At 70.4% G+C, this 23,967-nt stretch carries 23 protein-coding genes; 21 read left to right on the forward strand and 2 right to left on the reverse strand.

The annotated features are described in order from the left end of the window. Positions 1–53 precede the first annotated feature (53 nt). The 10 genes from AVP41_RS14735 (at position 54) to AVP41_RS14780 (ending at position 10,262) form a co-directional block, all read left to right on the forward strand. Positions 54–1,400, forward strand: a complete 1,347-nt coding sequence (locus AVP41_RS14735) for a M14 family zinc carboxypeptidase (protein WP_067166309.1) — start codon at positions 54–56, stop codon at positions 1,398–1,400. Continuing rightward, entirely contained in the window at positions 1,397–2,329 is a 933-nt protein-coding gene (locus tag AVP41_RS14740; protein ID WP_067166313.1) for an ABC transporter permease, read from the forward strand. The genes AVP41_RS14735 and AVP41_RS14740 overlap by 4 nt, the downstream gene beginning before the upstream one ends. Beyond that, complete coding sequence (locus AVP41_RS14745) at positions 2,322–3,212, forward strand: ABC transporter permease (protein ID WP_067166316.1); 891 nt, start codon at positions 2,322–2,324, stop codon at positions 3,210–3,212. Before AVP41_RS14740 ends, AVP41_RS14745 begins: the two co-directional genes overlap by 8 nt. Further along, the gene (locus tag AVP41_RS14750) at positions 3,209–4,636 is read left to right on the forward strand and encodes a serine hydrolase domain-containing protein (RefSeq protein ID WP_067166319.1); all 1,428 of its coding nucleotides are present in this window, start codon (positions 3,209–3,211) and stop codon (positions 4,634–4,636) included. The genes AVP41_RS14745 and AVP41_RS14750 overlap by 4 nt, the downstream gene beginning before the upstream one ends. Continuing rightward, complete coding sequence (locus tag AVP41_RS14755) at positions 4,633–5,154, forward strand: GbsR/MarR family transcriptional regulator (RefSeq protein ID WP_067166322.1); 522 nt, start codon at positions 4,633–4,635, stop codon at positions 5,152–5,154. Before AVP41_RS14750 ends, AVP41_RS14755 begins: the two co-directional genes overlap by 4 nt. Further along, the gene (locus tag AVP41_RS14760) at positions 5,151–6,776 is read left to right on the forward strand and encodes an ABC transporter ATP-binding protein (RefSeq protein ID WP_067166326.1); all 1,626 of its coding nucleotides are present in this window, start codon (positions 5,151–5,153) and stop codon (positions 6,774–6,776) included. The genes AVP41_RS14755 and AVP41_RS14760 overlap by 4 nt, the downstream gene beginning before the upstream one ends. Positions 6,777–6,807: 31 nt before the next feature. Then, entirely contained in the window at positions 6,808–8,031 is a 1,224-nt protein-coding gene (rlmN, locus tag AVP41_RS14765; RefSeq protein WP_067166329.1) for a 23S rRNA (adenine(2503)-C(2))-methyltransferase RlmN, read from the forward strand. Between the two features lie 268 nt (positions 8,032–8,299). Continuing rightward, positions 8,300–9,313, forward strand: a complete 1,014-nt coding sequence (locus AVP41_RS14770) for an aldo/keto reductase family protein (protein WP_067166332.1) — start codon at positions 8,300–8,302, stop codon at positions 9,311–9,313. 14 nt (positions 9,314–9,327) lie between these two features. Continuing rightward, on the forward strand, positions 9,328–9,804 hold the full coding sequence (locus AVP41_RS14775; RefSeq protein ID WP_067166335.1) for an NUDIX domain-containing protein: 477 nt from the start codon (positions 9,328–9,330) through the stop codon (positions 9,802–9,804). A gap of 95 nt (positions 9,805–9,899) precedes the next feature. Then, positions 9,900–10,262 (forward strand): VOC family protein, encoded by a 363-nt coding sequence (locus AVP41_RS14780; RefSeq protein WP_067166338.1) that lies wholly within the window; start codon positions 9,900–9,902, stop codon positions 10,260–10,262. Between the two features lie 39 nt (positions 10,263–10,301). On the opposite strand, the gene AVP41_RS14785 is transcribed toward AVP41_RS14780, so the two are convergent. Beyond that, on the reverse strand, positions 10,302–10,835 hold the full coding sequence (locus AVP41_RS14785) for a ribonuclease H family protein (RefSeq protein WP_067166342.1): 534 nt from the start codon (positions 10,833–10,835) through the stop codon (positions 10,302–10,304). 163 nt (positions 10,836–10,998) lie between these two features. On the opposite strand from AVP41_RS14785, the gene AVP41_RS14790 reads away from it, so the two are divergent. The 7 genes from AVP41_RS14790 to AVP41_RS14820 all read left to right on the forward strand — a co-directional run bounded on the left by AVP41_RS14790 (position 10,999) and on the right by AVP41_RS14820 (position 18,536). Then, positions 10,999–11,634: a GntR family transcriptional regulator gene (locus tag AVP41_RS14790; protein WP_067166345.1), complete on the forward strand. Its 636-nt coding sequence runs from the start codon at positions 10,999–11,001 to the stop codon at positions 11,632–11,634. After that, a complete protein-coding gene (locus AVP41_RS14795) occupies positions 11,631–13,157 on the forward strand; it encodes an MmgE/PrpD family protein (protein WP_067166348.1) in 1,527 nt (508 codons plus the stop codon). Before AVP41_RS14790 ends, AVP41_RS14795 begins: the two co-directional genes overlap by 4 nt. Further along, a complete protein-coding gene (prpB, locus tag AVP41_RS14800; RefSeq protein ID WP_067166351.1) occupies positions 13,157–14,071 on the forward strand; it encodes a methylisocitrate lyase in 915 nt (304 codons plus the stop codon). The genes AVP41_RS14795 and prpB overlap by 1 nt, the downstream gene beginning before the upstream one ends. Further along, the gene (locus AVP41_RS14805; protein WP_067166355.1) at positions 14,068–15,252 is read left to right on the forward strand and encodes a bifunctional 2-methylcitrate synthase/citrate synthase; all 1,185 of its coding nucleotides are present in this window, start codon (positions 14,068–14,070) and stop codon (positions 15,250–15,252) included. The genes prpB and AVP41_RS14805 overlap by 4 nt, the downstream gene beginning before the upstream one ends. Positions 15,253–15,267: 15 nt before the next feature. Then, on the forward strand, positions 15,268–16,452 hold the full coding sequence (locus tag AVP41_RS14810) for a thiolase family protein (RefSeq protein ID WP_067166360.1): 1,185 nt from the start codon (positions 15,268–15,270) through the stop codon (positions 16,450–16,452). Between the two features lie 130 nt (positions 16,453–16,582). Next, the gene (locus AVP41_RS14815; protein ID WP_067166363.1) at positions 16,583–17,755 is read left to right on the forward strand and encodes an acyl-CoA dehydrogenase family protein; all 1,173 of its coding nucleotides are present in this window, start codon (positions 16,583–16,585) and stop codon (positions 17,753–17,755) included. Positions 17,756–17,759: 4 nt separating this feature from the next. Further along, the gene (locus AVP41_RS14820) at positions 17,760–18,536 is read left to right on the forward strand and encodes an enoyl-CoA hydratase-related protein (RefSeq protein ID WP_067166367.1); all 777 of its coding nucleotides are present in this window, start codon (positions 17,760–17,762) and stop codon (positions 18,534–18,536) included. Between the two features lie 35 nt (positions 18,537–18,571). On the opposite strand, the gene AVP41_RS14825 is transcribed toward AVP41_RS14820, so the two are convergent. Further along, entirely contained in the window at positions 18,572–19,084 is a 513-nt protein-coding gene (locus tag AVP41_RS14825; RefSeq protein ID WP_442922798.1) for a MarR family winged helix-turn-helix transcriptional regulator, read from the reverse strand. Positions 19,085–19,182: 98 nt separating this feature from the next. On the opposite strand from AVP41_RS14825, the gene AVP41_RS14830 reads away from it, so the two are divergent. The 4 genes from AVP41_RS14830 (at position 19,183) to AVP41_RS14845 (ending at position 23,913) form a co-directional block, all read left to right on the forward strand. After that, positions 19,183–19,959, forward strand: coding sequence for an electron transfer flavoprotein subunit beta/FixA family protein (locus AVP41_RS14830; RefSeq protein WP_067166371.1), 777 nt, complete (start codon positions 19,183–19,185; stop codon positions 19,957–19,959). 11 nt (positions 19,960–19,970) lie between these two features. Next, on the forward strand, positions 19,971–20,939 hold the full coding sequence (locus AVP41_RS14835; protein ID WP_197464368.1) for an electron transfer flavoprotein subunit alpha/FixB family protein: 969 nt from the start codon (positions 19,971–19,973) through the stop codon (positions 20,937–20,939). Beyond that, complete coding sequence (locus tag AVP41_RS14840) at positions 20,939–22,702, forward strand: cytochrome b/b6 domain-containing protein (protein WP_067166374.1); 1,764 nt, start codon at positions 20,939–20,941, stop codon at positions 22,700–22,702. Before AVP41_RS14835 ends, AVP41_RS14840 begins: the two co-directional genes overlap by 1 nt. Positions 22,703–22,938: 236 nt before the next feature. After that, positions 22,939–23,913, forward strand: coding sequence for a hypothetical protein (locus tag AVP41_RS14845; protein ID WP_157532531.1), 975 nt, complete (start codon positions 22,939–22,941; stop codon positions 23,911–23,913). Positions 23,914–23,967: the final 54 nt, after the last annotated feature.

The following is a 23,967-nucleotide window of genomic DNA, read 5'->3' on the forward strand; positions in this document are numbered from 1 at the left end:
GCGCTCCGCACCGCCTCCCTCCCCTCGACACGACCCCGCACCGAGAGATCCCCATGACGCACGATCCCCTGCTCTCGCTCGCGCAGCGCCTTCCGGCCATCCAGGGCTTCCCGACCGTCGATGAGCTCCGGGCCGACCTGCTGTCGCTCCAGAAGGCCCATCCCGATCGGATCGCGCACGCCGTGCTCGGCCGGTCTCGCCTGGACGAGCCCATCGACCACTTCACGATCGGCGACGGGCCCCTGCAGGTGGTCATCGCGGGGGGTGTGCACCCCAACGAGCCCATCGGCTTCCGCACCGTGCAGCAGCTCGTGCGTCTGCTGCTGGAGGCGCCGGAGCTCGCGGACCTCGCCGCCACGTGGCACATCGTTCCGTGTGCCGATCCCGACGGCGCCCGTCTCAATGAGTCCTGGTTCGCCTCGGCGGATCGCGCCGCGTACTTCGAGGGGTTCTACCGGCCGGCACCCGGCGAACAGGTCGAGTGGTCGTTCCCCTTCGAGTACAAGGAGGCGTGGTTCGATCACCCGATCCCGGAGACGCGCGCTCTCATGGCGCTGTTCGACCGCGTGCGGCCGGACGTCTTCGTGGGCCTGCACAACGCCGAGTTCGGCGGCGTCTACTTCTACCTCAACCAGGACGACGCGACCCTCGCGCGGGAACTGCGTGACCTTCCCGCCGCCTTCGGCCTGCCGCTGGATGTGGGCGAGCCGGAGATGGACGGACTGGTCCGCCTCGACGACGCCGTCTTCCGCGCGCCCCTCGCCCGGGAGCGCTACGACCACCGCGAGGCACGGGGACTGCCGCCCGAGACCCGGTCGGGAGGGGCAGGCACCGCCGACTACCTCGAGCGGTACGGCACGACGACGATGATCGCGGAGCTGCCGTACTGGACCCACCCCGACGCCGCCGACACCACGCCGACCGATCGCCTCTACCGGGACGTCGTGGCGGAGAAGGCCGACTCCCTCGACGAGCTGCACGTCCTGCTCCAGCGGATCCTCGACGCCGCGCGCCCCTCGCTGACGATCGACTCGCCGTTCCGGCGCGCGAGCGAAGCGTTCGTGCCGGGGATGGGTCAGGCGGCCACAGCGGAGCGTGCCCGGCTTGGCGACCCCGCGCTGAACCGTCCCGCCACGGTGGCCGAGGTCTTCGGCAACCGCGAGGTGGCCCGCACCTTCCGCCTCCGTTTCGGAGGCATCCTCCGCCGTGCCCTCGCCGCCGAGGTGGACGCCGGAGTCGCCCGCGGCCCCGTGCGCGCGGCATCGGCCGAGATCGACGCCGCCTTCTGGGCGTGGCTGGCCGCCGAGGGCGACACCGAGCTGGTCCCTGCGCCGGTCGAGGCACTCGTGGGCGTCCAACTGGCCGCGGTGCTGGCGACCGTCCGACGGAGGCGGGGATGATCCTCGCGCGTCGGATCGGCGCGCGCATCGCGGAGTTCGTCCTCGTCTTCATCGGCGTCACCTTCATCATCTACGCGACGGTGTGGGCTCTCCCCGGCGACCCGATCGCGGCCCTCGGCGGCGACCGCCCGCTCCCCGATAACGTCGTCGCGCAGCTGCGCGCGCAGTTCCACCTCGACGACCCGCTCTGGCTGCAGTACCTCCGCTACCTCGGCGGCCTGTTCACGGGGGACCTCGGGACGACCTTCTCTGGTGTTCCGGTCGCCGAGCGGATGGCCTCGCGGTGGCCGGTCACGATCACGCTCGCCCTGACCGCATGGATCATCGAGGTCGTCATCGGCGTGGTGCTCGGACTGGTCGCAGGCCTGCGGCGCGACAGTGCGATCGATCGCACGGTGCTGTTCGGCACGATCCTCGCCACCTCGATCCCGATCTTCGTCGTGGCCGTCTCCGCGCAGCTCCTGTTCGGCCTGCATCTGGGCTGGCTGCCGATCGCCGGCACCGATGCCGGGTGGCCGGTGGCCTACATCCTGCCGGCCGCCGTGATCGCGATCTTCGGGCTCGCCTCCATCGCCCGGCTCATGCGGGGAAGCGTGATCGACTCGATGGAGTCCGACTTCGTCCGCACGCTGCGGGCGAAGGGCATGCCCGGCTCCCGCATCGTCGGGTTGCACGTCATGCGCAACTCCGTCGCCCCCGTGCTGACCTTCGTCGCGATCGATCTCGGCTTCCTCCTCGGCGGCGCCGTCGTCGTGGAGGGCATCTTCAACCTGCCCGGGATCGGGCAGCTCCTCTTCAGCGCCATCCGCACCCACGAGGGCCCGACGGTGGTCGGAGTCGGAACGACCCTGATTCTGATCTTCCTCGTGCTGAACGTGGTGGTCGATCTCCTCAACTCGATGCTGGACCCCCGGAGCCGTCATGACTGAGACCGCCGCGGCCGCCCTCGAGCACGTCACCGTCAGCCGGGGCGTGTGGACGAGCCTGCGCCGCCGCCCCTTGTTCTGGATCAGCGCGGCGATCCTCGCCGCGCTCGCGGTGATCTCCCTCCTCCCCGATGCCGTGGGAGGACTGTTCGGCCAGCCCGATCCCCGCGCGTGCGAGCTGCGCGACAGCAAGCAGCCTCCGAGCGCCGTGCACGTCTTCGGCACGGATCTCCAGGGCTGTGACATCTACGCGAACGTCATCCACGGCGCCCGGACATCCCTGTTCATCGGGGTGACGGCGACCGTCATCGCCCTGGCGATCGCGATCGTCGTCGGCACTCTCGCCGCCTACTTCGGCGGCTTCGCGGACATCCTGATCTCCCGGCTGACCGACGTCTTCCTCGGGTTCCCGTTCATCCTCGGCGCCATCATCGTCCTCAACAGCGTGGGGGAGCGAACGCCCCTCGTGGTCGCTGTCGTCCTGGCCGCCTTCAGCTGGCCGACGCTGGCCCGGCTCGTGCGCACCTCGGTGCGGACGGTCCGGAGAATGGACTACATCAGCGCCGCGAGCGCGATGGGCATCTCGCACGCGCGGACGCTCCTCACCCACGTCGTGCCGAACGCGATCGGTCCCGTCCTCGCGATCACCGCGACGATGGTCGGCAGCATCATCGTCGCCGAGTCGACCCTGACCTTCCTCGGCGTGGGCCTGCGATCGCCCTCGATCTCGTGGGGCCTGCAGATGGCCAACGCGCAGTCGTACTTCGGCTCCTCGCCCCACATGCTCGTCTTCCCCGCCCTCTTCCTCAGCGTGACGGTGTTCGCGCTCATCACCCTTGGCGACATCCTGCGGGATGCGCTCGACCCGAAAGGACGCCGACTGTGACCGTGACCTCTCCCGATGTGGACGCTCGCCGACAGGAAGCCGTGCGCAGCGCGGCGGAGTACGCGGCGCGGTGGTTCGCCTTCGCTGGGGAGACCCGCGAGGTCCCCGGCATCCAGGCCGCCATCCGTCACCGCGGCGAGCTGATCATGGAGTTCGCGTGGGGCTCGGCGAACCTCGAGACCGGCGAACCGCTCACGACCGAGAGCCTCTTCCGGATCGCCTCGCACTCCAAGACCTTCACGGCGACGGCGGTCTTCCAGCTCGCCGAGCGGGGAGCGTTGCGCCTCGATGACACCGTGGCGCACTGGGTTCCCGAGCTGGCCGACTCCGACCTGGCGGCCATCACGGTGCGCGAACTCCTCGCACACCAGGGCGGAGTCGTCCGCGACGGGCGCGACGCCGACTACTGGCAGCGCGGCGCCGCGTTCCCCGACCGGCAGCGCATCGTCGACATCTGCCGGAGCGAAGGGCGGATCTTCGCCCGGAACGAGCACTTCAAGTACTCCAACATCGCCTACTCGGTGCTGGGGCTGATCATCGAGGCGGCCTCCGGTGCCGACTACGACACCTTCACCCGAGAGAACATCTGCGCCCCTCTCGGGTTGGAGCGCTCGGGAGCGGAGTGGCAGGCGGCCCGTGCCGACGAGTACGCCGCGGGCCACACGGCGCGGTTCGCGCTCGGCGGTCGGCGGCGCGTGATCCCGCACGTCGACACGCGGGCGATGGCGGCGGCGACGGGCTGGTTCTCCACCGCGACCGAGACGAGCGCGTACCTGGCCGCCCATGCCCTGGGCGATCACCGGCTGCTCGGCGACGACAGCAAGCGTCAGGCGCAGTACCGCGTCTCGCGCATCGAGATCGGCGGCGCACACCGGCACTACGGCCTCGGGTTCGAGCTCTTCGAGCTCGACGGTGCGCTTCTCGTCGGTCACAGCGGCGGCTACCCCGGCCACATCACGCGCACCTGGCTCGACCCCGAGAACGACCTCGTGGTCAGCGTCTTCACGAACGCGATCGACGGGCCGGCCGACACCCTGGCCACCGGCGCGATCGGGCTCCTGCGCCTCGCGCTGGCCCATGCCGAGGACGAGGAGCGCGTCGACGGCGTCGAGGGTCGCTACGCCAGTTTGTGGTCGGTGTTGGATCTCGCGCACCTCGGCGGTGCGACCTTCGCCCTCCACCCACAGCTCGATGATCCCGCTCGCCTGGCCGAGAAGGTCGAGACCGCGGCCGACGGCACGCTCCGTCAGCCCGCGCGGGCGAGCTTCGGAGCGGCCGGGGAGCCTGTCGAGGTGGCGCGAAGCGACTCGGGTGCGGTGGAATCGATCACGTGGAGCGGCATGTCGATGTGGCCGTTCGACGTGTTCACCGAGGCGATGGCGCAGCCGGACCCCGGACGGATCCTGGAGGGCATGGCACTGTGACGGACGTGGACAAGGACGACTCGGCATCCCTGGATCTCCCCGAGGAGCTGCGCACCTTCGTGGAGGACTTCGCCTTCGCGTGGGGCGCGGCGGGCAACCCGCGCATGGACGGCCGCGTGCTCGGCCTGCTCCTGATCGTCGATCGCCCGTTCCTCTCGTCGGCGCAGATCGCGGAGATGCTGGGAGCCAGCGCCGGGGCGGTCTCGATGTCCACGCGCGCCCTCGTGAGTCTCGGCTTCCTCAAACCCCACTCGATCCCCGGCGACCGCAGCCGCTACTTCCGCGTGGAGGAGGACGTGTGGGGGAGCTTCCTCGCCGGTGAGCGCGACTACGCGCGGCGGATCACCTCGACGATCGACTACGGCCTGGACGTCGTGTCCGAAGATGCCGTGGGGCCCCGCACCCGGCTGAACAACGCGCGGCGGTACATGATCTGGCTCGTCGGATACCACCGCAAGATGCTCAGCGACTGGGAGGCCTACCGTGACTCCGGCGCCGATGAGGACGGCGAATCGTGAGCGCCCCGCTCCTGGACGTGCGGGGACTGTCGGTCGACTTCGTCGTCGGCAGTGAGACCGTTTCCGCGGTGCGCGACGTCTCCTTCACGCTCGGCCGGCGGGAAGTGGTGGCGCTGGTCGGCGAGTCGGGCTCCGGTAAGAGCGTCACGGCGCTCTCGCTCGTCGGCCTGCTGCCGCGCGGCGCGCGCGTGCGGGGCGAGGCGCTCCTCGACGGAGAGGATCTGCTGGCGATGGGCCGCTCGCAGCAGGAAGCCGTCCGCGGCACCCGCATCGGCGTCGTCTTCCAGGATCCGGGGAGCGCGCTGGATCCCGTCTTCACCATCGGGTCGCAGATCGAGGAGATGCTGATCGTCCACCGGCCCGGGATGTCGCGGGCTGAGCGCCGGGCGCGGGTGATCGAGCTCTTGGAGCAGGTGGAGATCGCCGACCCCGCTTCGCGGCTGTCGAGCTACCCGCATCAGTTGTCGGGAGGGCAGGCCCAGCGCGTGATGATCGCGATCGCGCTCGCGTGCGACCCCGAGATCCTCATCGCCGACGAGCCCACCACGGCGCTGGACGTCACGGTCCAGCGCGAGGTGCTCGACGTCCTCCGGCGGCTGCGGGACCGGATCGGCACCTCCATCGTCATGATCACCCACGACATGGGCGTCGTCGCCGACATCGCCGACCGCGTCGTGGTGATGCGGGAAGGGCGGGTGGAGGAGGCGGCGGGCGTGCGCGAGCTGTTCGCCGCTCCGCAGGCCGACTACACGCAGCGTCTGCTGGCCGCCGTGCCGCGGCTCGGCGCCCCCGAGCGGCCCGTCCCCGCCGCCGAGACGGCGGTGCTGGACGTCGACGATCTGTCGGTGGTCTACGGACGCGGCGCCCGTGCGGTGGCCGCCGTCCACGGCGTGAGTCTCCGTGTCGGCGAAGGCGAGATCGTGGCCCTGGCGGGGGAGTCGGGGTCGGGCAAGTCGACGATCGGTCGGTGCGCGCTCGGGCTCGCGCCCATCTCGTCCGGGTCGGTGCGCATCGACGGCGTCGATCTCGCCCGGGTGCGCGGGCGGCGCGCGGTGGCGGTCAAGCGCCGCGTCGGTGTGGTGTTCCAGAACTCCACCGCGGCCCTGGATCCGCGCCGGACCGTGGGCGAGTCGATCGGCGAGCCGCTGCGCGTGCACGGCGGGCTCCGCGGCGCGGGGCTGCAGGCGCGCACGGCGGAGCTCCTCGACGCGGTGGGGCTGCCGTCGGCGTGGCATCGCCGCTACCCGCACGAGTTGTCGGGCGGTCAGCGTCAGCGGGTGGCGATCGCCCGTGCGATCTCGTTGCGGCCCCGCCTCCTGATCGCCGACGAGCCCACGAGCGCCCTCGATGTCTCCGTCCAGGCCACGGTCCTCGATCTCCTGCGCGATCTGCAGCGGGAGCTCCGGTTCGCATGCCTGTTCATCAGCCATGACCTCGCCGTCGTCGACGAGCTCTGCGACCGGATCGTCGTGCTCCAGCGCGGCGTCGTCGTCGAGGAGGGGTCGCGGATCGAGGTGCTCCGCCGGCCGCAGCATCCGTACACCCGTGCGCTCATCGCCGCGGCTCCCGTGCCCGATCCCGTCGAGCAGGCGCGCCGGAGGGAGGCCGCCCTCGCGGGCTGATGCCCAGGTGGCCTCGTCTACCCTGGAGGACATGGAAGAATCCACCCCCGTGCGCGCCACCGGCTCTCGTCAGGTGCGCCCCCGCACCGAGGGCTGGACGCAGCAGAAGGACGCCGAGGGGCGACCGCTCCTGCAGTTCGCCGCCCCGAAGAAGGGCATGCCGCCGGTCCATCTCGCCGACCTCACTCCCGCGCAGCGCGTCGAGAAGGTGAAGGAGCTCGGCATGCCGGGCTTCCGGGCCAAGCAGCTCGAGAAGCACTACTTCCAGCACTACACGTCCGATCCCGCCGAGATGACCGACCTTCCGGCGTCGGGGCGCGAGGAGTTCGTCACCGCGTTGCTGCCGCCGCTGCTCACCGAGGTGCGTCGCCTCGAGACCGACAAAGGCGACACGATCAAGTTCCTCTGGAAGCTGCACGACGGTGCACTCGTCGAGTCGGTGCTCATGCGCTATCCGGGCCGCATCACACTGTGCGTGTCGAGCCAGGCGGGGTGCGGCATGAACTGTCCGTTCTGCGCCACGGGGCAGGCCGGACTCACCCGCAACATGTCGGCAGCCGAGGTCGTCGAGCAGATCGTCCGCGCGAACCGCCTCATCGCCGACGGCGGGTTCGGGCCTGCCCATCACGACGGCGAACGCGTCACCAACATCGTCTTCATGGGGATGGGGGAGCCGCTGGCCAACTACAACCGCGTCATGACGGCGGTGCGGGCCATGGTGGACCCCGCGCACGGTCTGGGAATGAGCGCGCGGGGCATCACGATCTCGACGGTGGGCCTGGTCCCCGCGATCAACAAGCTCGCCGCGGAGAACATCCCGGTGACCTTCGCGCTCTCCCTCCACGCGCCCGACGACGGCCTCCGTGACGAGATGATCCCGATCAACTCACGGTGGAAGGTCGACGAGGCGCTCGACGCCGCGCGGGGCTACTTCGAGAAGACGGGCCGCCGCGTGTCGATCGAGTACGCGCTCATCAAGGACATGAACGACCACGCCTGGCGCGCCGACCTCCTGGCTGACAAGCTCAACCAGCGCGGTCGCGGGTGGGTGCACGTCAACCCCATCCCACTCAACCCGACGCCGGGATCGGTGTGGACGGCATCAGACGTGCCCGTGCAGAACGAGTTCGTCCGCCGTCTGAACGAGGCCGGGATCCCCACGACCCTCCGCGACACGCGCGGCAAGGAGATCGACGGCGCCTGCGGCCAGCTGGTCGCCACCGAGGACGACCGCGCCGCCGCCGCCCGCTCCTGATCCGAGGCCCGAGGCCCTGGCCCGCTCTGCTGCACAACGGCGGACCTCGCGGGTTCCCTGCCTCCGCTCCGGTGCACAACGGCGGACGCCGCGGGCGACACGCTGTGCTCCTGCCTCCGTCCTGCGGCGTGTCGGCGTCGCGGTCCGCCGTTGTGCGCGACTCACCCATCCGCCCGTCACCCATCCGCCCTTCCCCCACCCGCCCGTCACCCCTCCGCCCTTCACCCCATCCGCCCGTCACCCCCGGCACCGGGACTAGCGTGGAGGGATGGTCAACTATCGCTATCTCGGAAACAGCGGCTTCAAGGTCTCGGAGATCACGTACGGCAACTGGGTCACCCATGCCTCGCAGGTGGAGAACGACGCGGCCATCGCGACGGTGCACAAGGCACTCGACCTGGGGATCACCTCGTTCGACACGGCGGACACCTACGCCAATACCGCCGCAGAGGTGGTGCTGGGGGAGGCGCTGAAGGGACTCGACCGCACCGACTACGAGGTGTTCACCAAGGTGTACTGGCCGATCGGCAAGAAGGGACCGAACGACCAGGGGCTCCCCCGCAAGCACATCTTCGACGGCATCCACGGTTCGCTGCGGCGGCTGAGCGTCGAGTACGTCGATCTGTACCAGGCGCACCGGTACGACTACGAGACTCCTCTGGAGGAGACGATGCAGGCCTTCGCCGACATCGTCCGTCAGGGCAAGGCGATGTACATCGGCGTGAGCGAATGGACCGCGGAGCAGCTTCGCGAGGGTCACGCGCTGGCCACGCAGCTCGGCTTCCAGCTGGTCTCGAATCAGCCGCAGTACTCCGCCCTGTGGCGGGTCATCGAGGGCAAGGTCGTGCCGACGTCGGAGGAGCTGGGGATCTCGCAGATCGTCTGGTCGCCGATGGCCCAGGGCGTGCTGTCGGGCAAGTACCTGCCGGGTCAGCCCGTTCCCGCCGGGTCGCGCGCGACCGACGAGAAGAGCGGGGCCAGCTTCATCAAGCGGTTCCTGCAGGACGACGTCCTCGCCGCGGTGCAGAAGCTGAAGCCGGTCGCGGAGGCGGCGGGCCTCACGATGCCCCAGCTCGCGATCGCGTGGGTGCTCCAGAACCCCAATGTCTCGGCCGCCCTCGTGGGCGCCTCGCGTCCCGAGCAGCTCGAGGACTCGGTGAAGGCGTCGGGGGTCGTGCTCGACGACGACACGCGCGCCGCGATCGACGACGCCCTGGCCCCCGTCGCGGTCACCGATCCGGAACACACGTACTCGGTGTCGCCGAGCACCCGTCCGGCCTGATCCGCGGCACTGATATGGCCGTCGTGAGCGCCGGCATCCTGCTCTATCGTCACGACGACGGGAGCGGGGTGTCGGTGCTCCTGGCGCACATGGGCGGACCGTTCTGGGCGCGCAAGGACTCGGGGGCGTGGTCGATCCCGAAGGGTGAGCTGGACGGGGAGGAGCCGCCGCTGGAGGCCGCGCGCCGCGAGTTCCGCGAGGAGCTCGGCGTCGATCCCCCGGCCGGCGACTACGCCGAGCTCGGGACGTTCGTCTACGGCTCGGGCAAGCGGGTGGTCGTGTTCGTGGCCGACGGCAGCGGGTTCGCGCCGTCGGAGTACTCGTTCGGAACCTTCGAGATGGAGTGGCCCCCGCGCAGCGGCACCCGGCAGTCGTTCCCCGAGGTCGATCGGGTGGAGTGGATGCGTATCGACGAGGCGGCCGAACGCCTCGTCGCGGGGCAACGCCCCGCGCTGCAGCGCCTGTCCGACCTGCTCGAAGCCGCCCGCTGACGTCGGCTACTCCCCAGGCGACGTCGAGAGGGTGCCCCCTCGCGCATGTCGGTGAGGGGGAGGACACTGTCCTCATCACGGGGAGAGGACTCGTCATGGCACACGGCGACATCACGCACATCGACATCCCGGTCAGCGATCTGGGGCGCGGCGCGGAGTTCTACTCCGCTCTGTTCGGCTGGCAGATCTCCGAACCTCCCGGCTTCGAGGGATACCCGATGTGGCGCGCCCCCAACGGGATCAGTGGCGGGGGTCTCGCGCCCCGCGACGACGGCTTCACCCAGCCGCGTTCCTACGTCGAGGTCGACTCGATCGACGACACGGTCGCGGCGGCCGTGGCCGCCGGCGGGCACGTGGCGAGGGAGAAGAGCCCGATCACCGCGACGAGCTGGTGGGCCGTCATCGCTGATCCTGACGGCAATCACATCGGCCTCTTCGAGGGGATCGCGGAGGTCTGAGTCCCCTCGGATCAGGACCCTTGGATCTGGACCCTGGGGTCAGCGCCGCTTGCGCGGAGCGTCCGAGACGTCCAGACGGTCGTGATGACCGCTGAGCGACGACCACGCGCTCGCGGTGCCCTTCGCCGCGTGCTCGGCGGCGCGCACGGCGCGCTCGTCGGCCCATTCGTTGAGCACGTGCCCGCGGTGTCCGCGCACGTGCTCCAGCTCGACGTCGGGCAGGCCCGATGCGCGGCGGGCGTCGCGCGCGGCGATCAGCTGCTCGAGCAGATCGCGGTTCTTGGTGGGGGCTCCGGTCGAGGTCTTCCAGCCGCGGCGGCGGTGCGCATCCATCCACGACGTGTAGGTGTCGATCGCGTACTTGGAGTCGGCCTGGACGACCAGGTGGGCGATGTCGGGGTGGTCCTCGATCGCCTTCAGGAGCCCGAGGAGCTCCCCGATGTTGTTGGTCCCCACCGGCAGCGCCCCGGCGGCCCAGTGACCGTCTTCGCCGACCCACGCCCATCCGGTCGGTCCCGGGTTTCCCTTGCAGGCTCCATCGGTGGCGACGACGTATCGGGTGGAATCTGTCACTCCTCGACGCTAGTCGATCGCTGTGCGCCTCCTGTGCCGCTCGGCACCCGGGGTGCTCTCGTTGGCGGCTTATGTATACGATCGGGGCTCTCCGCCGCGAGCGCACCCGAACAGTCCGCGTTTGTGTATACACTGAACGCAGGTCGATGCTCGAGGAGGTGCCATGCGCGCGAGTGAACGCGCATACGCGGCGCTGCTCGACGAGATCCAGACCGGCGCCCTGGCGCCGGGGGCGGTGATCGCCGAGGTCGAGCAGGCCACCCGGCTCGGTGTCAGCCGGACGCCGCTGCGCGAAGCACTGTCGCGGTTGGAGTCGCGCGGGCTCGTCGAGCAGGTCTCGCCCCGCGTGACGGTCGTCTCCCGCATCGAACCGGCAGACATCCGCGACCTCTTCGCGGTGCGCCGCGCACTGGAGGAGATGTCGGTGCGGCTGGCCGCAGCCGCCGCCGACCGTGCGGTCTTCCACGACCTCGCTGCGGCCTTCGCGTCGTCCTCGATCGACGGCGAGCCCGCTCGCGACGCTTACTACGCGCTCATCGGGCGGTTCGACGAGGCTCTGGACGCCGCGAGCGCCAACGACTACCTGGCCTCGGCGCTGGACACCGTGCGCACGCATCTCGTGCGCGTCCGGCGGCTGGCCCGTCATCGTCCCGAGCGCCTCGGAGCCTCTGTCGCCGAGCACCGCCTCATCGCCTCCGCGATCGCCGACGGCGACGCGGACCTGGCCGCGCACGCCACCCACGTCCACCTGCACAACGCCCTCACGAGCATCCTCGAGTCCCTGGAGTCCACCGTATGACCGTCACCCACCACGTCCGCGTCTACCGCAGCGACGAAGAGCTGCCGCGCGAGCAGCAGCTCGCATACGCCATCGCACAGGTGGCCGCGGACCCCGTCGCCGTCGATGACGACGTCGTCGACATGATCATCAACCGCGTCATCGACAACGCCGCCGTCGCCGCCGCCTCTCTCACGCGCGCTCCCGTGAGCGCCGCGCGGCAGCAGGCCCTCGACCACGCCGTGTCGGTCTCGGGACACGGCGGCACGGTGTTCGGCTGCGCGAACGAGAGGCGCTCGAGTCCGGAGTGGGCGGCGTGGGCGAACGGGGTCGCGGTGCGGGAGCTCGACTACCACGACACGTTCCTGGCCGCCGAGTACTCCCACCCCGGCGACAACATCCCGCCCATCGTGGCCGTCGCCCAGCACGTCGGCGCCGATGGCGGCGCGCTCGTCCGGGCGCTCGCCACCGGTTATGAGATCCAGATCGACCTCGTGCGCGCCATCTGCCTGCACAAGCACAAGATCGACCATGTCGCCCACCTCGGTCCGTCGGCCGCTGCCGGTCTCGGCACCCTCCTGGGGCTCGACGTCGACACGATCTTCCAGGCGATCGGACAGGCGCTGCACACCACGACCGCCACCCGCCAGTCGCGCAAGGGCGAGATCTCGTCGTGGAAGGCGCATGCTCCGGCCTTCGCGGGGAAGATGGCCGTCGAGGCGGTCGACCGCGCGATGCGGGGCGAGACCTCTCCCTCGCCCATCTACGAGGGAGAGGACGGGGTGATCGCCTGGATGCTCGACGGGAAGGACGCCTCCTACGAGGTGCCGCTCCCCGCCCCGGGCGAGTCGAAGCGCGCCATCCTCGACTCGTACACGAAGGAGCACTCCGCGGAGTACCAGGCGCAGGCCTGGATCGATCTGGCCCGGAAGCTCCACCGTGAGCATCCCGAGCTCGCCGATCCCGAGAACGTCGCCTCGATCGTCCTGCACACGAGTCACCACACCCACTACGTCATCGGATCGGGCGCGAACGACCCGCAGAAGTACGACCCGACCGCCTCCCGCGAAACGCTCGACCACTCGATCCCCTACATCTTCGCGGTGGCGCTGCAGGACGGCGGATGGCACCACGTCGACTCCTACACGCCGGAGCGGGCAGGGCGAGCGGACACGGTCGCGCTGTGGCACAAGATCACCACGGCGGAAGACGCCGAGTGGACCCGCCGCTACCACTCCGACGACCCGAACGAGAAGGCGTTCGGCGGCAGGGTGGAGATCGCGCTGACCGACGGAACGACGCTCGTCGACGAGATCGCCGTCGCCGACGCGCATCCGCTGGGCGCGCGTCCCTTCGTCCGCGAGGACTACGTGCGCAAGTTCCGGCTGCTGGCCGAGCCCGTGCTCACACCCGAGGAGATCGACCGCTTCCTGGGGCTGGCCGAGCGGCTTCCGCACCTGTCGGCCGACGAGGTGCGTCAGCTCAACATCGTCGCGCGGCCCGGCGTGCTCGCTCTGGCCCCCGCTCCCAAGGGGCTGTTCTGATGCTGTACGCCACGACGCACGCCGCCGAGAAGAGGCGGATCCTCCGGGACCGGCTCGCCGCGGGGGAGCTGCTGCGCTTCCCCGGGGCCTTCAACCCCCTGAGCGCCCGGTTGATCGAACGGAAGGGCTTCGACGGGGTCTACATCTCCGGGGCCGTCCTGTCGGCCGACCTGGGGCTTCCCGACATCGGTCTCACGACTCTCACCGAGGTCGCCGGTCGTGGGCAGCAGATCGCGCGGATGACCGAGTTGCCGGCGATCATCGACGCCGACACCGGGTTCGGCGAGCCGATGAACGTGGCCCGGACGATCCAGACGCTCGAGGACGCCGGCATCGCGGGGGCTCACATCGAGGACCAGGTGAATCCGAAGCGCTGCGGTCATCTCGACGGCAAAAGCGTCGTCGACGTCGCCACCGCCACCCAGCGCATCCGTGCCGCCGTCGACGCGCGGCGCGATCCGAACTTCCTCATCCTCGCCCGCACCGACATCCGCGCGATCGAGGGCCTCGACGCGGCGATCGAGCGTGCGCGGGCCCTCGTCGACGCCGGTGCCGACGCGATCTTCCCCGAGGCCATGCGGGACCTGGGCGAGTTCGAGGCGATGGCGAAGGCGCTGGACGTCCCGATCCTGGCGAACATGACCGAGTTCGGGAAGTCGGAGCTGTTCACGGTCGACCAGCTGCGGGACGCCGGCGTGCAGCTGGTGATCTGGCCGGTGTCGTTGCTGCGGATGGCGATGGGCGCCGCCGACCGTGCCCTCGATACGCTGACAGAGGAGGGACGTCTGGAGTCGCGCCTCGGTGAGATGCAGCATCGCGCTGACCTCTACGACCTCATCGACTACGAGGGCTACAACCACTTCGACTCGAACGTCTTCACCTTCCGGATCGACCGACAGGAAACGAGCAGATGACCGACATCAAGAAGGGTCTCGCCGGCGTCGTGGCCGACGTGACCGCCGTCAGCAAGGTCAACCCCGAGACCAACTCCCTGCTGTACCGCGGCTATCCCGTCCACGAGCTCGCTGCGACGCAGTCGGCCGAGGCCGTGGCGTTCCTGCTGTGGCACGGGGAACTCCCCGACGAAGAGCAGCTCGCGGACCTGCGACAGGTCGAGCGGTCGCACCGTGCGCTCGACGACGACGTCCGCGCGGCGATCGACCTCACCCCGCTGGACGCCCACCCGATGGACGAGGTGCGGACGGCCGTCAGTGTCCTGGGCGCGCGCGACCTGGCCGGCTCCGGCTCGGTGCTCGACGCCAGCGGCACGCGCGAGGAGAACCTCGCCCGGAGCATGCGTCTGTTCGCCGCGCTCCCGGCGGTCGTCGCGTATGGGCAGCGTCGCCGGCGCGGTCAAGAGATCATCGCGCCGCGGGACGACCTCGACTATGCCGCGAACTTCCTCTGGATGACCTTCGGCGAGGAGTTCGACCCGGTCGTGGTCGACGCGTTCAACCGGTCGATGATCCTCTACGCCGAGCATTCGTTCAACGCGTCGACGTTCACGGCCCGGGTGATCGCGTCGACTCTCAGCGATCTGTACTCCGCCGTCGTCGGCGCGATCGGAGCGCTCAAGGGACCACTGCACGGCGGCGCGAACGAAGCGGTGCTCCACATCTTCGACGAGATCGGCGATGCCGACAACGTCGTCCCGTGGCTGGAGAAGGCGCTCGCGGAGAAGCGGAAGATCATGGGCTTCGGACACCGCGTCTACAAGCGCGGAGACTCGCGCGTGCCGACCATGAAGGCGGCGCTGGACACGCTCATCGCTCACTACGACCGGCCCGACGTGGAGGCGCTGTACACCACGCTGGAGGCCGAGTTCGTCGCTCGCAAGGGCATCTACCCGAACCTCGACTACCCCTCGGGGCCGGCCTACAGCCTGATGGGCTTCGACACGCTCACCTTCACCCCGTTGTTCGTGGCGGCGCGAGTGGTGGGATGGACGGCGCACATCATGGAGCAGGCGGAGGCGAACGCCCTCATCCGCCCGCTCTCGGAGTACGTCGGCCATGACGAGCGCCACATCGACGGCTTCGTCGACGACGTGGGCACCGCGGCGATCTCGCTGCGGGAGGCGGAAGCCGAAGGCTGAGGCCGGAGCGATCCCATGCGCAGCGCCGTCATCGTCGACGCGGTTCGAACGCCGTCGGGCCGAGGTAAGCCCGGCGGAGCCCTGAGCGGGGTGCACCCGGTCGACCTCGCCGCCGGTGTGCTCCGCGCGCTGCGAGAGCGCAACGGTCTGGACTCCCGCCGTGTCGATGACGTGCTGGTCGGCTGCGTCAGCCAGGTCGGGGAGCAGTCGGCGAACATCGCACGGCAGGTCGTGCTGGCCGCGGGGTTCGATGAGCGGGTGCCGGCAGCGACGATCGATCGGCAGTGCGGATCCAGCCAGCAGGCGGCCCACTTCGCCGCGCAGGGGGTGATCGCGGGGCAGTACGACATCGTGATCGCGGCCGGGGTGGAGTCCATGAGCCGGGTGCCCTTGGGGACGGCCGCCTCGATCGCTGGCTCGCCGTTCCCTCCGTCGCTGCGCTCGCGGTACCCCGAGGGACTCGTCGGCCAGGGCGTCTCGGCGGAGCTGATCGCCGCGCGCTGGGGCCTGGACCGCTTCGCTCTCGATGCGTACGCGGCCGAGTCGCACCGCCGGGCGGCGCAGGCCGCGGCGGCGGAGCTCTTCGCCTCCCAGCTGGTACCGGTCGCCACCGATTCCGGCACCGTCTCCGCCGACGAGACGGTGCGGGCGGGAACCTCCGTCGACGGGCTCGCGATGCTGCCTCCGGCCTTCCGCTCCGACGAGCTGGCGCGGCGCTTCCCCGAACTCGGATGGCACATCACGGCCGGCAGTTCGTCGCCCCTCACCGACGGTGCCTCGGCCGTCCTCATCATGAGCGAGGACGCGGCGCGGGAACGGGGCCTGACGCCGCGCGCCCGTTTCCACTCGTTCGCCGTCGTCGGCGACGACCCGCTCCTGATGCTCACCGGTCCCATCCCGGCGACCCGCCGCATCCTCGAGCGCAGCGGCCTGAGCATCGACGACATGGACGCGTACGAGGTCAACGAGGCGTTCGCCTCGGTGCCACTGGCCTGGGCGACCGAGGTCGGGGCCGATCCCGAACGGCTCAATGCCTGGGGCGGGGCGATCGCGCTCGGCCATGCGCTGGGCTCGAGCGGGACGCGTCTTCTCGGCACCCTGCTGGCCCGCCTCGAGCACACGGGAGGACGCTTCGGTCTCCAGACCATGTGCGAGGGCGGCGGCATGGCCAACGCGACGATCATCGAGCGCCTCGGCTGAGAGCCGAGCGTCGGCGCGCCGTTGTGCGTGGCGCTCGTCGAGCAGATACATGGATATCCATGTAAAATGAGCGAAGTGCCTCCACGAAGGCCGACATCGCCGTCGATCTGCCTCACAAGGACGTGATCTCATGAGCATGACCATCACCCCATCGCTCTCCGAGGATGACCGCTCCGCCATCCTCGATGCCGTCCGGGACTTCACCCGTACGCACCTCGAGCCGTTCTCGCTGGAGCGCGATCAGACCGGGACGTTCCCTCGCGACCTGTTCCCGTACGCCGGGGAGCTGGGGCTGGGCGGCCTCTCCGTGCGGGAGGACGTCGGCGGTGCCGCGCTGTCCCGCACCGATGTGATCGCGGTCGTCGAGGAACTCGCCAAGGGCGACCCGACCATCGCCGCCTACATCACGATTCACAACATGGTGGCCGGGATGATCGACCGGTATGGCACCCCCGAGCAGCGGGAGCAGTGGCTCCCCGCGCTCGTGGCCATGAGCGCCCTCGGGGCGTACGCGCTCACCGAGCCCGGGGCGGGATCCGATGCCGCCGCGATCACGACCTCCGCCATCCGCGAGGGCGACGAGTTCGTGCTGACGGGCGTCAAGCAGTTCATCTCCGGCGCGGGAGAGGCGTCCGTCTACCTGGTCATGGCGCGGACGGGTGAACCGGGAGCGCGGGGGATCACGGCGTTCCTCGTCCCCGGCGATGCCGCGGGGCTCTCCTTCGGTCCGCCCGAGGAGAAGATGGGCTGGCGCGCCCAGCCCACCCGGCAGGTGATCCTCGACCGCGTGCGGGTTCCGGTCGCCGCCGTCCTCGGGCAGATCGGCGGAGGTTTCGGGATCGCGATGAGCGGACTGAACGGAGGAAGGCTCAACATCGCGGCGTGCTCCCTCGGCGGAGCGCAATGGGCGCTCGACCGGGCGGTGCAGTACGTCCACGAACGGTTCACCTTCGGCGAGCCGCTCGCCGAGAAGCAGGGGATCGTCTTCCGCCTCGCCGACATGGCCACCGAGCTGCAGGCAGCGAGAGCCCTCGTGCGGGAGTCGGCCGCCGCCGTCGACGGCGCGCCGGCTGACCCCGCCGCGCAGGCCGAGGTGGCCTCCCAGTGCGCGATGGCGAAGAGGTTCGCCACCGATGTGGGCTTCGCCGTCGCCAACGACGCTCTACAGCTGCACGGCGGCTACGGGTATCTGCAGGAGTACGGGGTGGAGAAGGTGGTCCGTGACCTGCGCGTGCACCAGATCCTCGAAGGCACCAACGAGATCATGCGGGTGATCGTCGGACGGCACCTTCTGAGAGCATGAGGACATGACCGACTTCAGCACTCTCCGTACCGAGGTTCGCGGGCGCGTCGGCTGGATCACTCTCGATCGCCCCGAAGCGCTCAACGCCCTCAACTCCACGCTCGTGCGCGAGCTCGCGTCCGCGGCGGCCGCGTTCGATGCCGACGAGGGCATCGGGTGCATCGTGCTCACGGGCTCTGACCGTGCCTTTGCCGCCGGTGCCGACATCAAGGAGATGGAGACCCAGAGCTCTCGGGACATGGCGATCGACAATCCGTTCGCGCCGCTGGAGCAGTTCAGCCGCGTGCGCACTCCGGTGATCGCGGCCGTCGCCGGCTACGCGCTCGGGGGCGGTTGCGAGCTGGCGATGGCGTGCGACATCATCCTGGCCGCAGACTCCGCGCGCTTCGGGCAGCCCGAGGTCACTCTGGGCGTGATCCCGGGCCTCGGGGGCACGCAGCGGCTTCCGCGCGCCGTGGGCTACTACAAAGCGGCCGAGCTCGTGCTGACGGGGCGAATGATCGACGCCTCCGAGGCCGAGCGGATCGGTCTCGTGTCTCGGGTCGTCCCCGCCGCCGACCTCCTCACCGAGGCGGAGACGATGGCCACCGCGATCGCCGCGAAGTCCCTCCCGGTGATCTACGCCGCGAAAGAAGCGCTGCGCGCGTCGCAGGAGACCACGGCGGCGGAGGGACTGCGATTCGAGAAGCAGACGTTCGCGGCGATGTTCGCCCTTGCCGATCAGGCCGAGGGCATGGCGGCCTTCCGTGAGAAGAGGTCGCCGGACTTCACCCACCGATGAGCCGCGCGGTCGGGGCGCGGCGTCGAGGTCGGCGTTCAGTCCACGAGATCGCCCGACGCCGCGCGGAGGCGGGCGATCACCGAGATGAGCGCCTCCACCTCGGTCTCGTCGATGCCGAGGTCGGTGAACACCTCGGTGTTGAGCGCCGCGGTCGCCGACGCCGCGACGTCTCGCCCGTCGGGCGTGAGAGTCACCAGCGTCGCCCGTCCGTCGGTGGGATGCGGCTCGCGGCGCACGAGTCCGCTTGCTTCGAGCCGGTCGACCGTGTGCGTCGCGCTCGTCTGGTGCACCTGCAGGCGCCGGGCGGCGGAGGTCAGTGGCATCCGCCCCTCGCGCGTGAAGCTCAGGAGCGTCAGGAGCTCGTAGCGCGCGAAGCTCAGCCCCCACGGCTTGAGCGCCTCTTCGACGCGGGCGAGGAGGAGCTGATGAGCGCGCATCACCGAGGTCACGGCGGTCATTCCCGCCGCAGCATCCGACCAGCCGTGCGCCACCCACTGGCGTCGTGCCTCGACGATCGGATCCGGGAGCGGGCGTGTCACGCGAGCCACAAGGCGCCTCCTGTCGTCGGTGATCACGCTAGTCGGTTTCCTCAGCGACGCTCGGCCGCGCGCGCCACGCTCAATAGACTCGATCCTCGGAGGGTGCCATGAGAATCGTCGTGCTGATCAAAGAAGTCCCCGACACCTACGGCGACCGGAAGCTGAGCCTGGAGACGGGCCTCGCCGAACGGGCGGCCTCGGAACGCGTGATGGACGAGATCGGGGAGCGCGCCCTGGAAGTGGCGCTCTCCTACGCCGACGCGAACCCCGGCACGGAGGTCGTCGTGCTCTCGATGGCTCCCGAGGAGGCCGTCGCCACCGTTCGCAAGGGCCTCGCGATGGGCGCCGCCTCCGCCGTCCAGGTCACCGATCCCGCTTTGGCAGGTGCCGACCTCGGCACCACCGCGCGGGTCCTGGCCGCCGCGATCGCCCGCACCGGGTTCGACCTCGTGATCACCGGCAACCTCTCCACCGATGGCGCCGGCGGCGTGCTTCCCGCCATGCTCGCGGAGCATCTAGGCGTGCCGCAGGCGACGTCGTTGTCCGCCGTCACCATCACCGGTGACGAAGTGTCGGGCACGCGCGCCGCCGACGGCGCCACGGTGTCGGTCCGCGCCGCCCTTCCCGCCGTGATCTCCATCACCGAGGCGCTCCCCGACGCGCGCTTCCCGAACTTCAAGGGCATCATGGCGGCCAAGAAGAAGCCGTTCGAGACGGTGTCGCTCGCCGATCTCGACGTCGAGATCGACGTGGCGGCGGTGCCGCAGACGATCATGACCGCCATCGCGGAGAAGCCGCCGCGTGGAGCGGGCACCACGATCGTCGACGACGGCGATGCCGGGGAGAGGCTCGCGGCCTACCTCATCGAGAACCGACTGGCGTGAAGGGACGCATCATGGACTTCGCTGCGGATTCGATCCTCGTCCTTCTCGACGTGACCCCGACGGGCGAGCTCGCGCCGTCGTCGGCTGGGCTCCTGGGCGCGGCAGCCGCGATCGGCACGCCCGTCGCCCTGCTCACGGCGGAGAACGCGGAACTCGCCTCCGACGCGGCGGCGCAGGGTGCCGCCGTCGTCCTGACGGCGCCGGTGTCGGCCGTCGAGCTCACAGTCCCCGTCGTCGATGCGCTCGAGGCCGCCTTCGACGCCGTCCAGCCCGACGCGGTCCTCCTTTCGCACTCGATCGATGGTCGTGATGTCGCTGGACGATTCGCCGTGCGCCGGGGTCTCGCGCTCGCCGTCGATGCCGTCGGCGTCGCCCGGGACGAGGAGGGGGTGCTGGCGCAGCACTCCGTGTACGGCGGGTCGTACAACGTCACGAGCGCACCCACTTTCGGTGCGCCTGTCATCACGGTGCGGCAGGGAGCGGTCGATGCGCGTGCCGAGGCGCAGCCGGTGCGCGTGGAGCAGTTGACGGTGACGCCGTCGGGAACCGCGGCCGCTGCCGTCCAGTCGGTGGAGCCAGCGGAAGTCACCTCGTCGCGGCCCGAACTGCGGGGTGCTGCCAAGGTCGTCTCCGGCGGCCGCGGACTGGGATCGGCGGAGGGTTTCGCGCTCGTCGAGCAGCTCGCCGACGTGTTGGGGGCCGCCGTGGGGGCATCCCGCGCGGCGGTCGACGCCGGGTTCGTCCCCTACGCGCACCAGGTCGGGCAGACGGGCGTGTCGGTGTCGCCGCAGCTGTATATCGCTCTCGGAATATCCGGCGCGATCCAGCACAAGGCGGGCATGCAGACCGCCAAGACGATCGTCGCGATCAATAAAGACGGCGACGCCCCCATCTTCGAGATCGCCGACTTCGGCATCGTGGGAGACGTGTTCACGGTCGTCCCGCAGCTCATCGCCGCTCTCGAGGCGAAGAAGGCCTGATGGCGACCTCGGGGCGCCGACTGCGGCGCGGGCTTCCTCGCGTGCCGGGAGGGGATCCCTGGCCTCCGGACGGCGAGGTCGCCGCGGATGCGACGGCCGGGGTGTCGCCCGCGGCGGTCGCTGACGCGTCGCCGTCCTCGAACTCCTCGGTCGGGGGAGAGGCGCCCGGGGTTCCGGCGGGATCGTCCGCCGCCGCATCGACCTCGGCCGCATCGACCGCCTCGGGTGACGAGGTGCCGGAGGTCACTGCGACGGTGTCGTCGGCAGCGGAGGCCGCCGCGCTTCGCCGCGGCCTTCCGCGCGAGCCCGGCGGCGAGCCGTGGCCACCCGCCGGTGCGCGGCGGCCCGCCGCGGAGCCGGCGCCGGTGACGGCCGCTTCCGTTCCGCCGGCAGCGGCGACGACGACTGCGTCCGTCTCGGACGTTGCGGGAGCGCGTTCTGTCGCGCCGGGAGACGCGGAAGGTCAGCCGCATCGGGTGACGACTGTCGCCTCATCCGGGGACGGGACGCCGGTGCGGCGTGGACTGCCGCGCACGGCAGGCGGAGATCCGTGGCCTCCCGCGGGGACGACGGTGCGCCCGGTCGCGACCGCCGAGCCTGCCGCCGTGGGAGCATCCGTCCCCGGTGCGGCGCTCGAGGCCGCTCACACATCGTCCGATGAGGGGCCGTCTCGCGGCTCGGAGCCCCCGCGCGACGAGCCGGAAGCCGTCCCGTCGACAGTCGCGGCTCGGTCCGTGCCCGCGGCCGTGGCCACCGATCGCGCTCCACTGACCGTCCCCCGCACCGTCTGGCCGGGGCGTGCGGCTTATCATCGCCCGCCGACGCGACCGGCGCCGGCGCGATTCGGTCCCTTCACGCGGCTGCAGTGGGTGGGCGCCGTCCTGGTCGGCGGCATCGCGCTGCTCTACGCCGCCGCGCTCGCGGTGACCTTCGTCCGGGCGCTCCTCTCGCTTCCCGGGCTGCAGGATTTCCTCGCCGCCTTCCCGGGCGAGTATCACCTCCCCGAGAGCGCGCCGGTCGGTATCCCTGCCTGGCTCGGCTGGCAGCACTTCTTCAACGTCTTCCTGATGGTGCTCATCATCCGGTCCGGGCTCCAGGTGCGCACCGAGAAGCGGCCCAACGTGTTCTGGACGCCGCGCCGCAATCGCAAGGGCAAGATCAGTCTCGCGCTGTGGTTCCACCAGGCCCTCGACATCCTGTGGCTCGTCAACGGTGTCGTCTTCGTCGTGCTGCTATTCGTGACCGGCCACTGGATGCGCATCGTGCCGACGAGCTGGGAAGTGTTCCCGAACGCGCTCTCCGCCGCGCTGCAATACGTCTCCCTGGACTGGCCGACCGAGAACGGGTGGGTCAACTACAACGCGTTGCAGCAGCTCGCCTACTTCTCGACGGTGTTCCTCGCCGCCCCGTTGGCCGCCATCACCGGCTATCGCATGAGCGGCATGTGGCCCAAGAAGGTTGCTCGCCTCAACGCGGCGTTCCCCGTCGAGTGGGCGCGACGACTGCACTTCCCGGTGATGCTCTACTTCGTCGTGTTCATCTTCATTCACGTCGCCCTCGTGCTCGCCACGGGAGCGCTGCGCAACCTCAACCATATGTACGCGGCACAGGGTTCGGTCGACGGCGTCGCCTATGCCGACAACTGGACCGGCTTCTGGATGTTCTTCGCGTCGCTCGTGGTGATCGCCGGAGCATGGATCGCCGCGCGCCCCCTGGTCCTCGCCCCCATCGCGAAGCTCTTCGGCACCGTCTCCTCCCGCTGAGCCACCCCTCTCTCTTCCCCGCCCCCCCCCGTCGCTCAGGTGGCGCATTCTGTTCCTTCCCCGCCGCGGGAACAGCGGATTGCGCCACCTGAGCGACGGGGATGCCGCGCATTGCGACACCTGAGCAGACGGGGCGCTGGGGGGCCGACTCCTCCCCAGGGGCGGATTTTCCCGGATGGGCGGCGTCGCTCGGGGAAAGCCTGCGGGTGGCGCCCATGGCGGACCAGTGTGGTCTCGTGCCGCGCCCTCCGTCCGCCCTCCCCTCCGATCTCGGATCTGCGTTCGGTGTTCGCGAGGCTCGAGAGGCGGGCGTCACCCCCGCGCGACTGCGGGCGAGTGACCTCTCGAGTCCGTTCCACGGCGTTCGGGTCCGGCAAGACGCGACGGAGACGGAGCAATCGGACGATGTGACGCCGCTGGCCCGCGATCGCGCGGAACGCGACGACGTGCTGCGGCGCGCGCGGGGATACGCGCAGGTCGCTCCCGCGGGGGCTTTCTTCGTCGCCCGCACGGCTGCGGTGATCTGGGGATTGCCGGTTCGGCATGGGCCATCGCTCGAGGTCGGGGTCTGGGACCCGGCGCGTGCTCCTCGCGGCCGAGGCGTGCGAGGGATCAAGGTTCTGCCGGCTTTGGCTGACGTGACCGAGACCGAGGGGCTTCCGGTGACGACACCCGCTTCCACGTGGGCGATGCTCGGTCGCTGGCTCACCATTGCGGAACTGGTCACGGTCGGCGACGCCATCATCCGAGTGCCGCGAGACGAACGGGGGCGTCGGTGTCCGGACGCCTGCCTCGCGACGGCGGGGTCGCTGGCCGCCGCCGTCGCCCGGGGAAGGCGCGTCGGCATCGTGCGTCTGCGCGAGGTGCTTCCACTCCTCCGTTCGGGCAGTGCCTCGCCTCTCGAGTCGGAGTTCCGCATCGATGCGGAGGCTGCTGGTCTCCCCGCGCCCACGCTCGACGCAGAGATCCGTGACGATCACGGACGCCTGCTGGGGATCTCCGAGTTCGTGTATCCCCGATGGCGCCTTGTGGTCGAGATCGAGGGCGATCACCACCGGACGAATCGGCGTCAGTGGGATCGGGACATCGAGAAGTACGCGGCCTATACGGCGGAGGGGTGGGATGTCGTGCGCCTGACGGCGCGACATGTGCGCTCGCGAGATGGCGTGGAGATGGTCAAGGCCGCGCTCCGCCGCCGCGGCTGGCGCTGACCCTCTCTCCCCTTCCCCTGCCCCTTTCCCCTTCCCCTGCAGATCCGCTCAGGT

Source organism: Microbacterium sp. TNHR37B (assembly GCF_001620065.1).
Lineage (GTDB): Bacteria > Actinomycetota > Actinomycetes > Actinomycetales > Microbacteriaceae > Microbacterium.

What these genes read in the sequence shown, in the direction of transcription:
- AVP41_RS14775 (WP_067166335.1), top strand. Translation starts at nt 9,328, where the DNA reads ATGGCCGTCGTGAGCGCCGGCATCCTGCTCTATCGTCACGACGACGGG.
- AVP41_RS14805 (WP_067166355.1), top strand. Translation starts at nt 14,068, where the DNA reads ATGACCGACATCAAGAAGGGTCTCGCCGGCGTCGTGGCCGACGTGACC.
- AVP41_RS14745 (WP_067166316.1), top strand. Translation starts at nt 2,322, where the DNA reads ATGACTGAGACCGCCGCGGCCGCCCTCGAGCACGTCACCGTCAGCCGG.
- prpB (WP_067166351.1), top strand. Translation starts at nt 13,157, where the DNA reads ATGCTGTACGCCACGACGCACGCCGCCGAGAAGAGGCGGATCCTCCGG.
- AVP41_RS14840 (WP_067166374.1), top strand. Translation starts at nt 20,939, where the DNA reads ATGGCGACCTCGGGGCGCCGACTGCGGCGCGGGCTTCCTCGCGTGCCG.
- rlmN (WP_067166329.1), top strand. Translation starts at nt 6,808, where the DNA reads ATGGAAGAATCCACCCCCGTGCGCGCCACCGGCTCTCGTCAGGTGCGC.
- AVP41_RS14740 (WP_067166313.1), top strand. Translation starts at nt 1,397, where the DNA reads ATGATCCTCGCGCGTCGGATCGGCGCGCGCATCGCGGAGTTCGTCCTC.
- AVP41_RS14780 (WP_067166338.1), top strand. Translation starts at nt 9,900, where the DNA reads ATGGCACACGGCGACATCACGCACATCGACATCCCGGTCAGCGATCTG.
- AVP41_RS14795 (WP_067166348.1), top strand. Translation starts at nt 11,631, where the DNA reads ATGACCGTCACCCACCACGTCCGCGTCTACCGCAGCGACGAAGAGCTG.
- AVP41_RS14815 (WP_067166363.1), top strand. Translation starts at nt 16,583, where the DNA reads ATGAGCATGACCATCACCCCATCGCTCTCCGAGGATGACCGCTCCGCC.
- AVP41_RS14735 (WP_067166309.1), top strand. Translation starts at nt 54, where the DNA reads ATGACGCACGATCCCCTGCTCTCGCTCGCGCAGCGCCTTCCGGCCATC.
- AVP41_RS14830 (WP_067166371.1), top strand. Translation starts at nt 19,183, where the DNA reads ATGAGAATCGTCGTGCTGATCAAAGAAGTCCCCGACACCTACGGCGAC.
- AVP41_RS14835 (WP_197464368.1), top strand. Translation starts at nt 19,971, where the DNA reads ATGGACTTCGCTGCGGATTCGATCCTCGTCCTTCTCGACGTGACCCCG.
- AVP41_RS14820 (WP_067166367.1), top strand. Translation starts at nt 17,760, where the DNA reads ATGACCGACTTCAGCACTCTCCGTACCGAGGTTCGCGGGCGCGTCGGC.
- AVP41_RS14790 (WP_067166345.1), top strand. Translation starts at nt 10,999, where the DNA reads ATGCGCGCGAGTGAACGCGCATACGCGGCGCTGCTCGACGAGATCCAG.
- AVP41_RS14770 (WP_067166332.1), top strand. Translation starts at nt 8,300, where the DNA reads ATGGTCAACTATCGCTATCTCGGAAACAGCGGCTTCAAGGTCTCGGAG.
- AVP41_RS14810 (WP_067166360.1), top strand. Translation starts at nt 15,268, where the DNA reads ATGCGCAGCGCCGTCATCGTCGACGCGGTTCGAACGCCGTCGGGCCGA.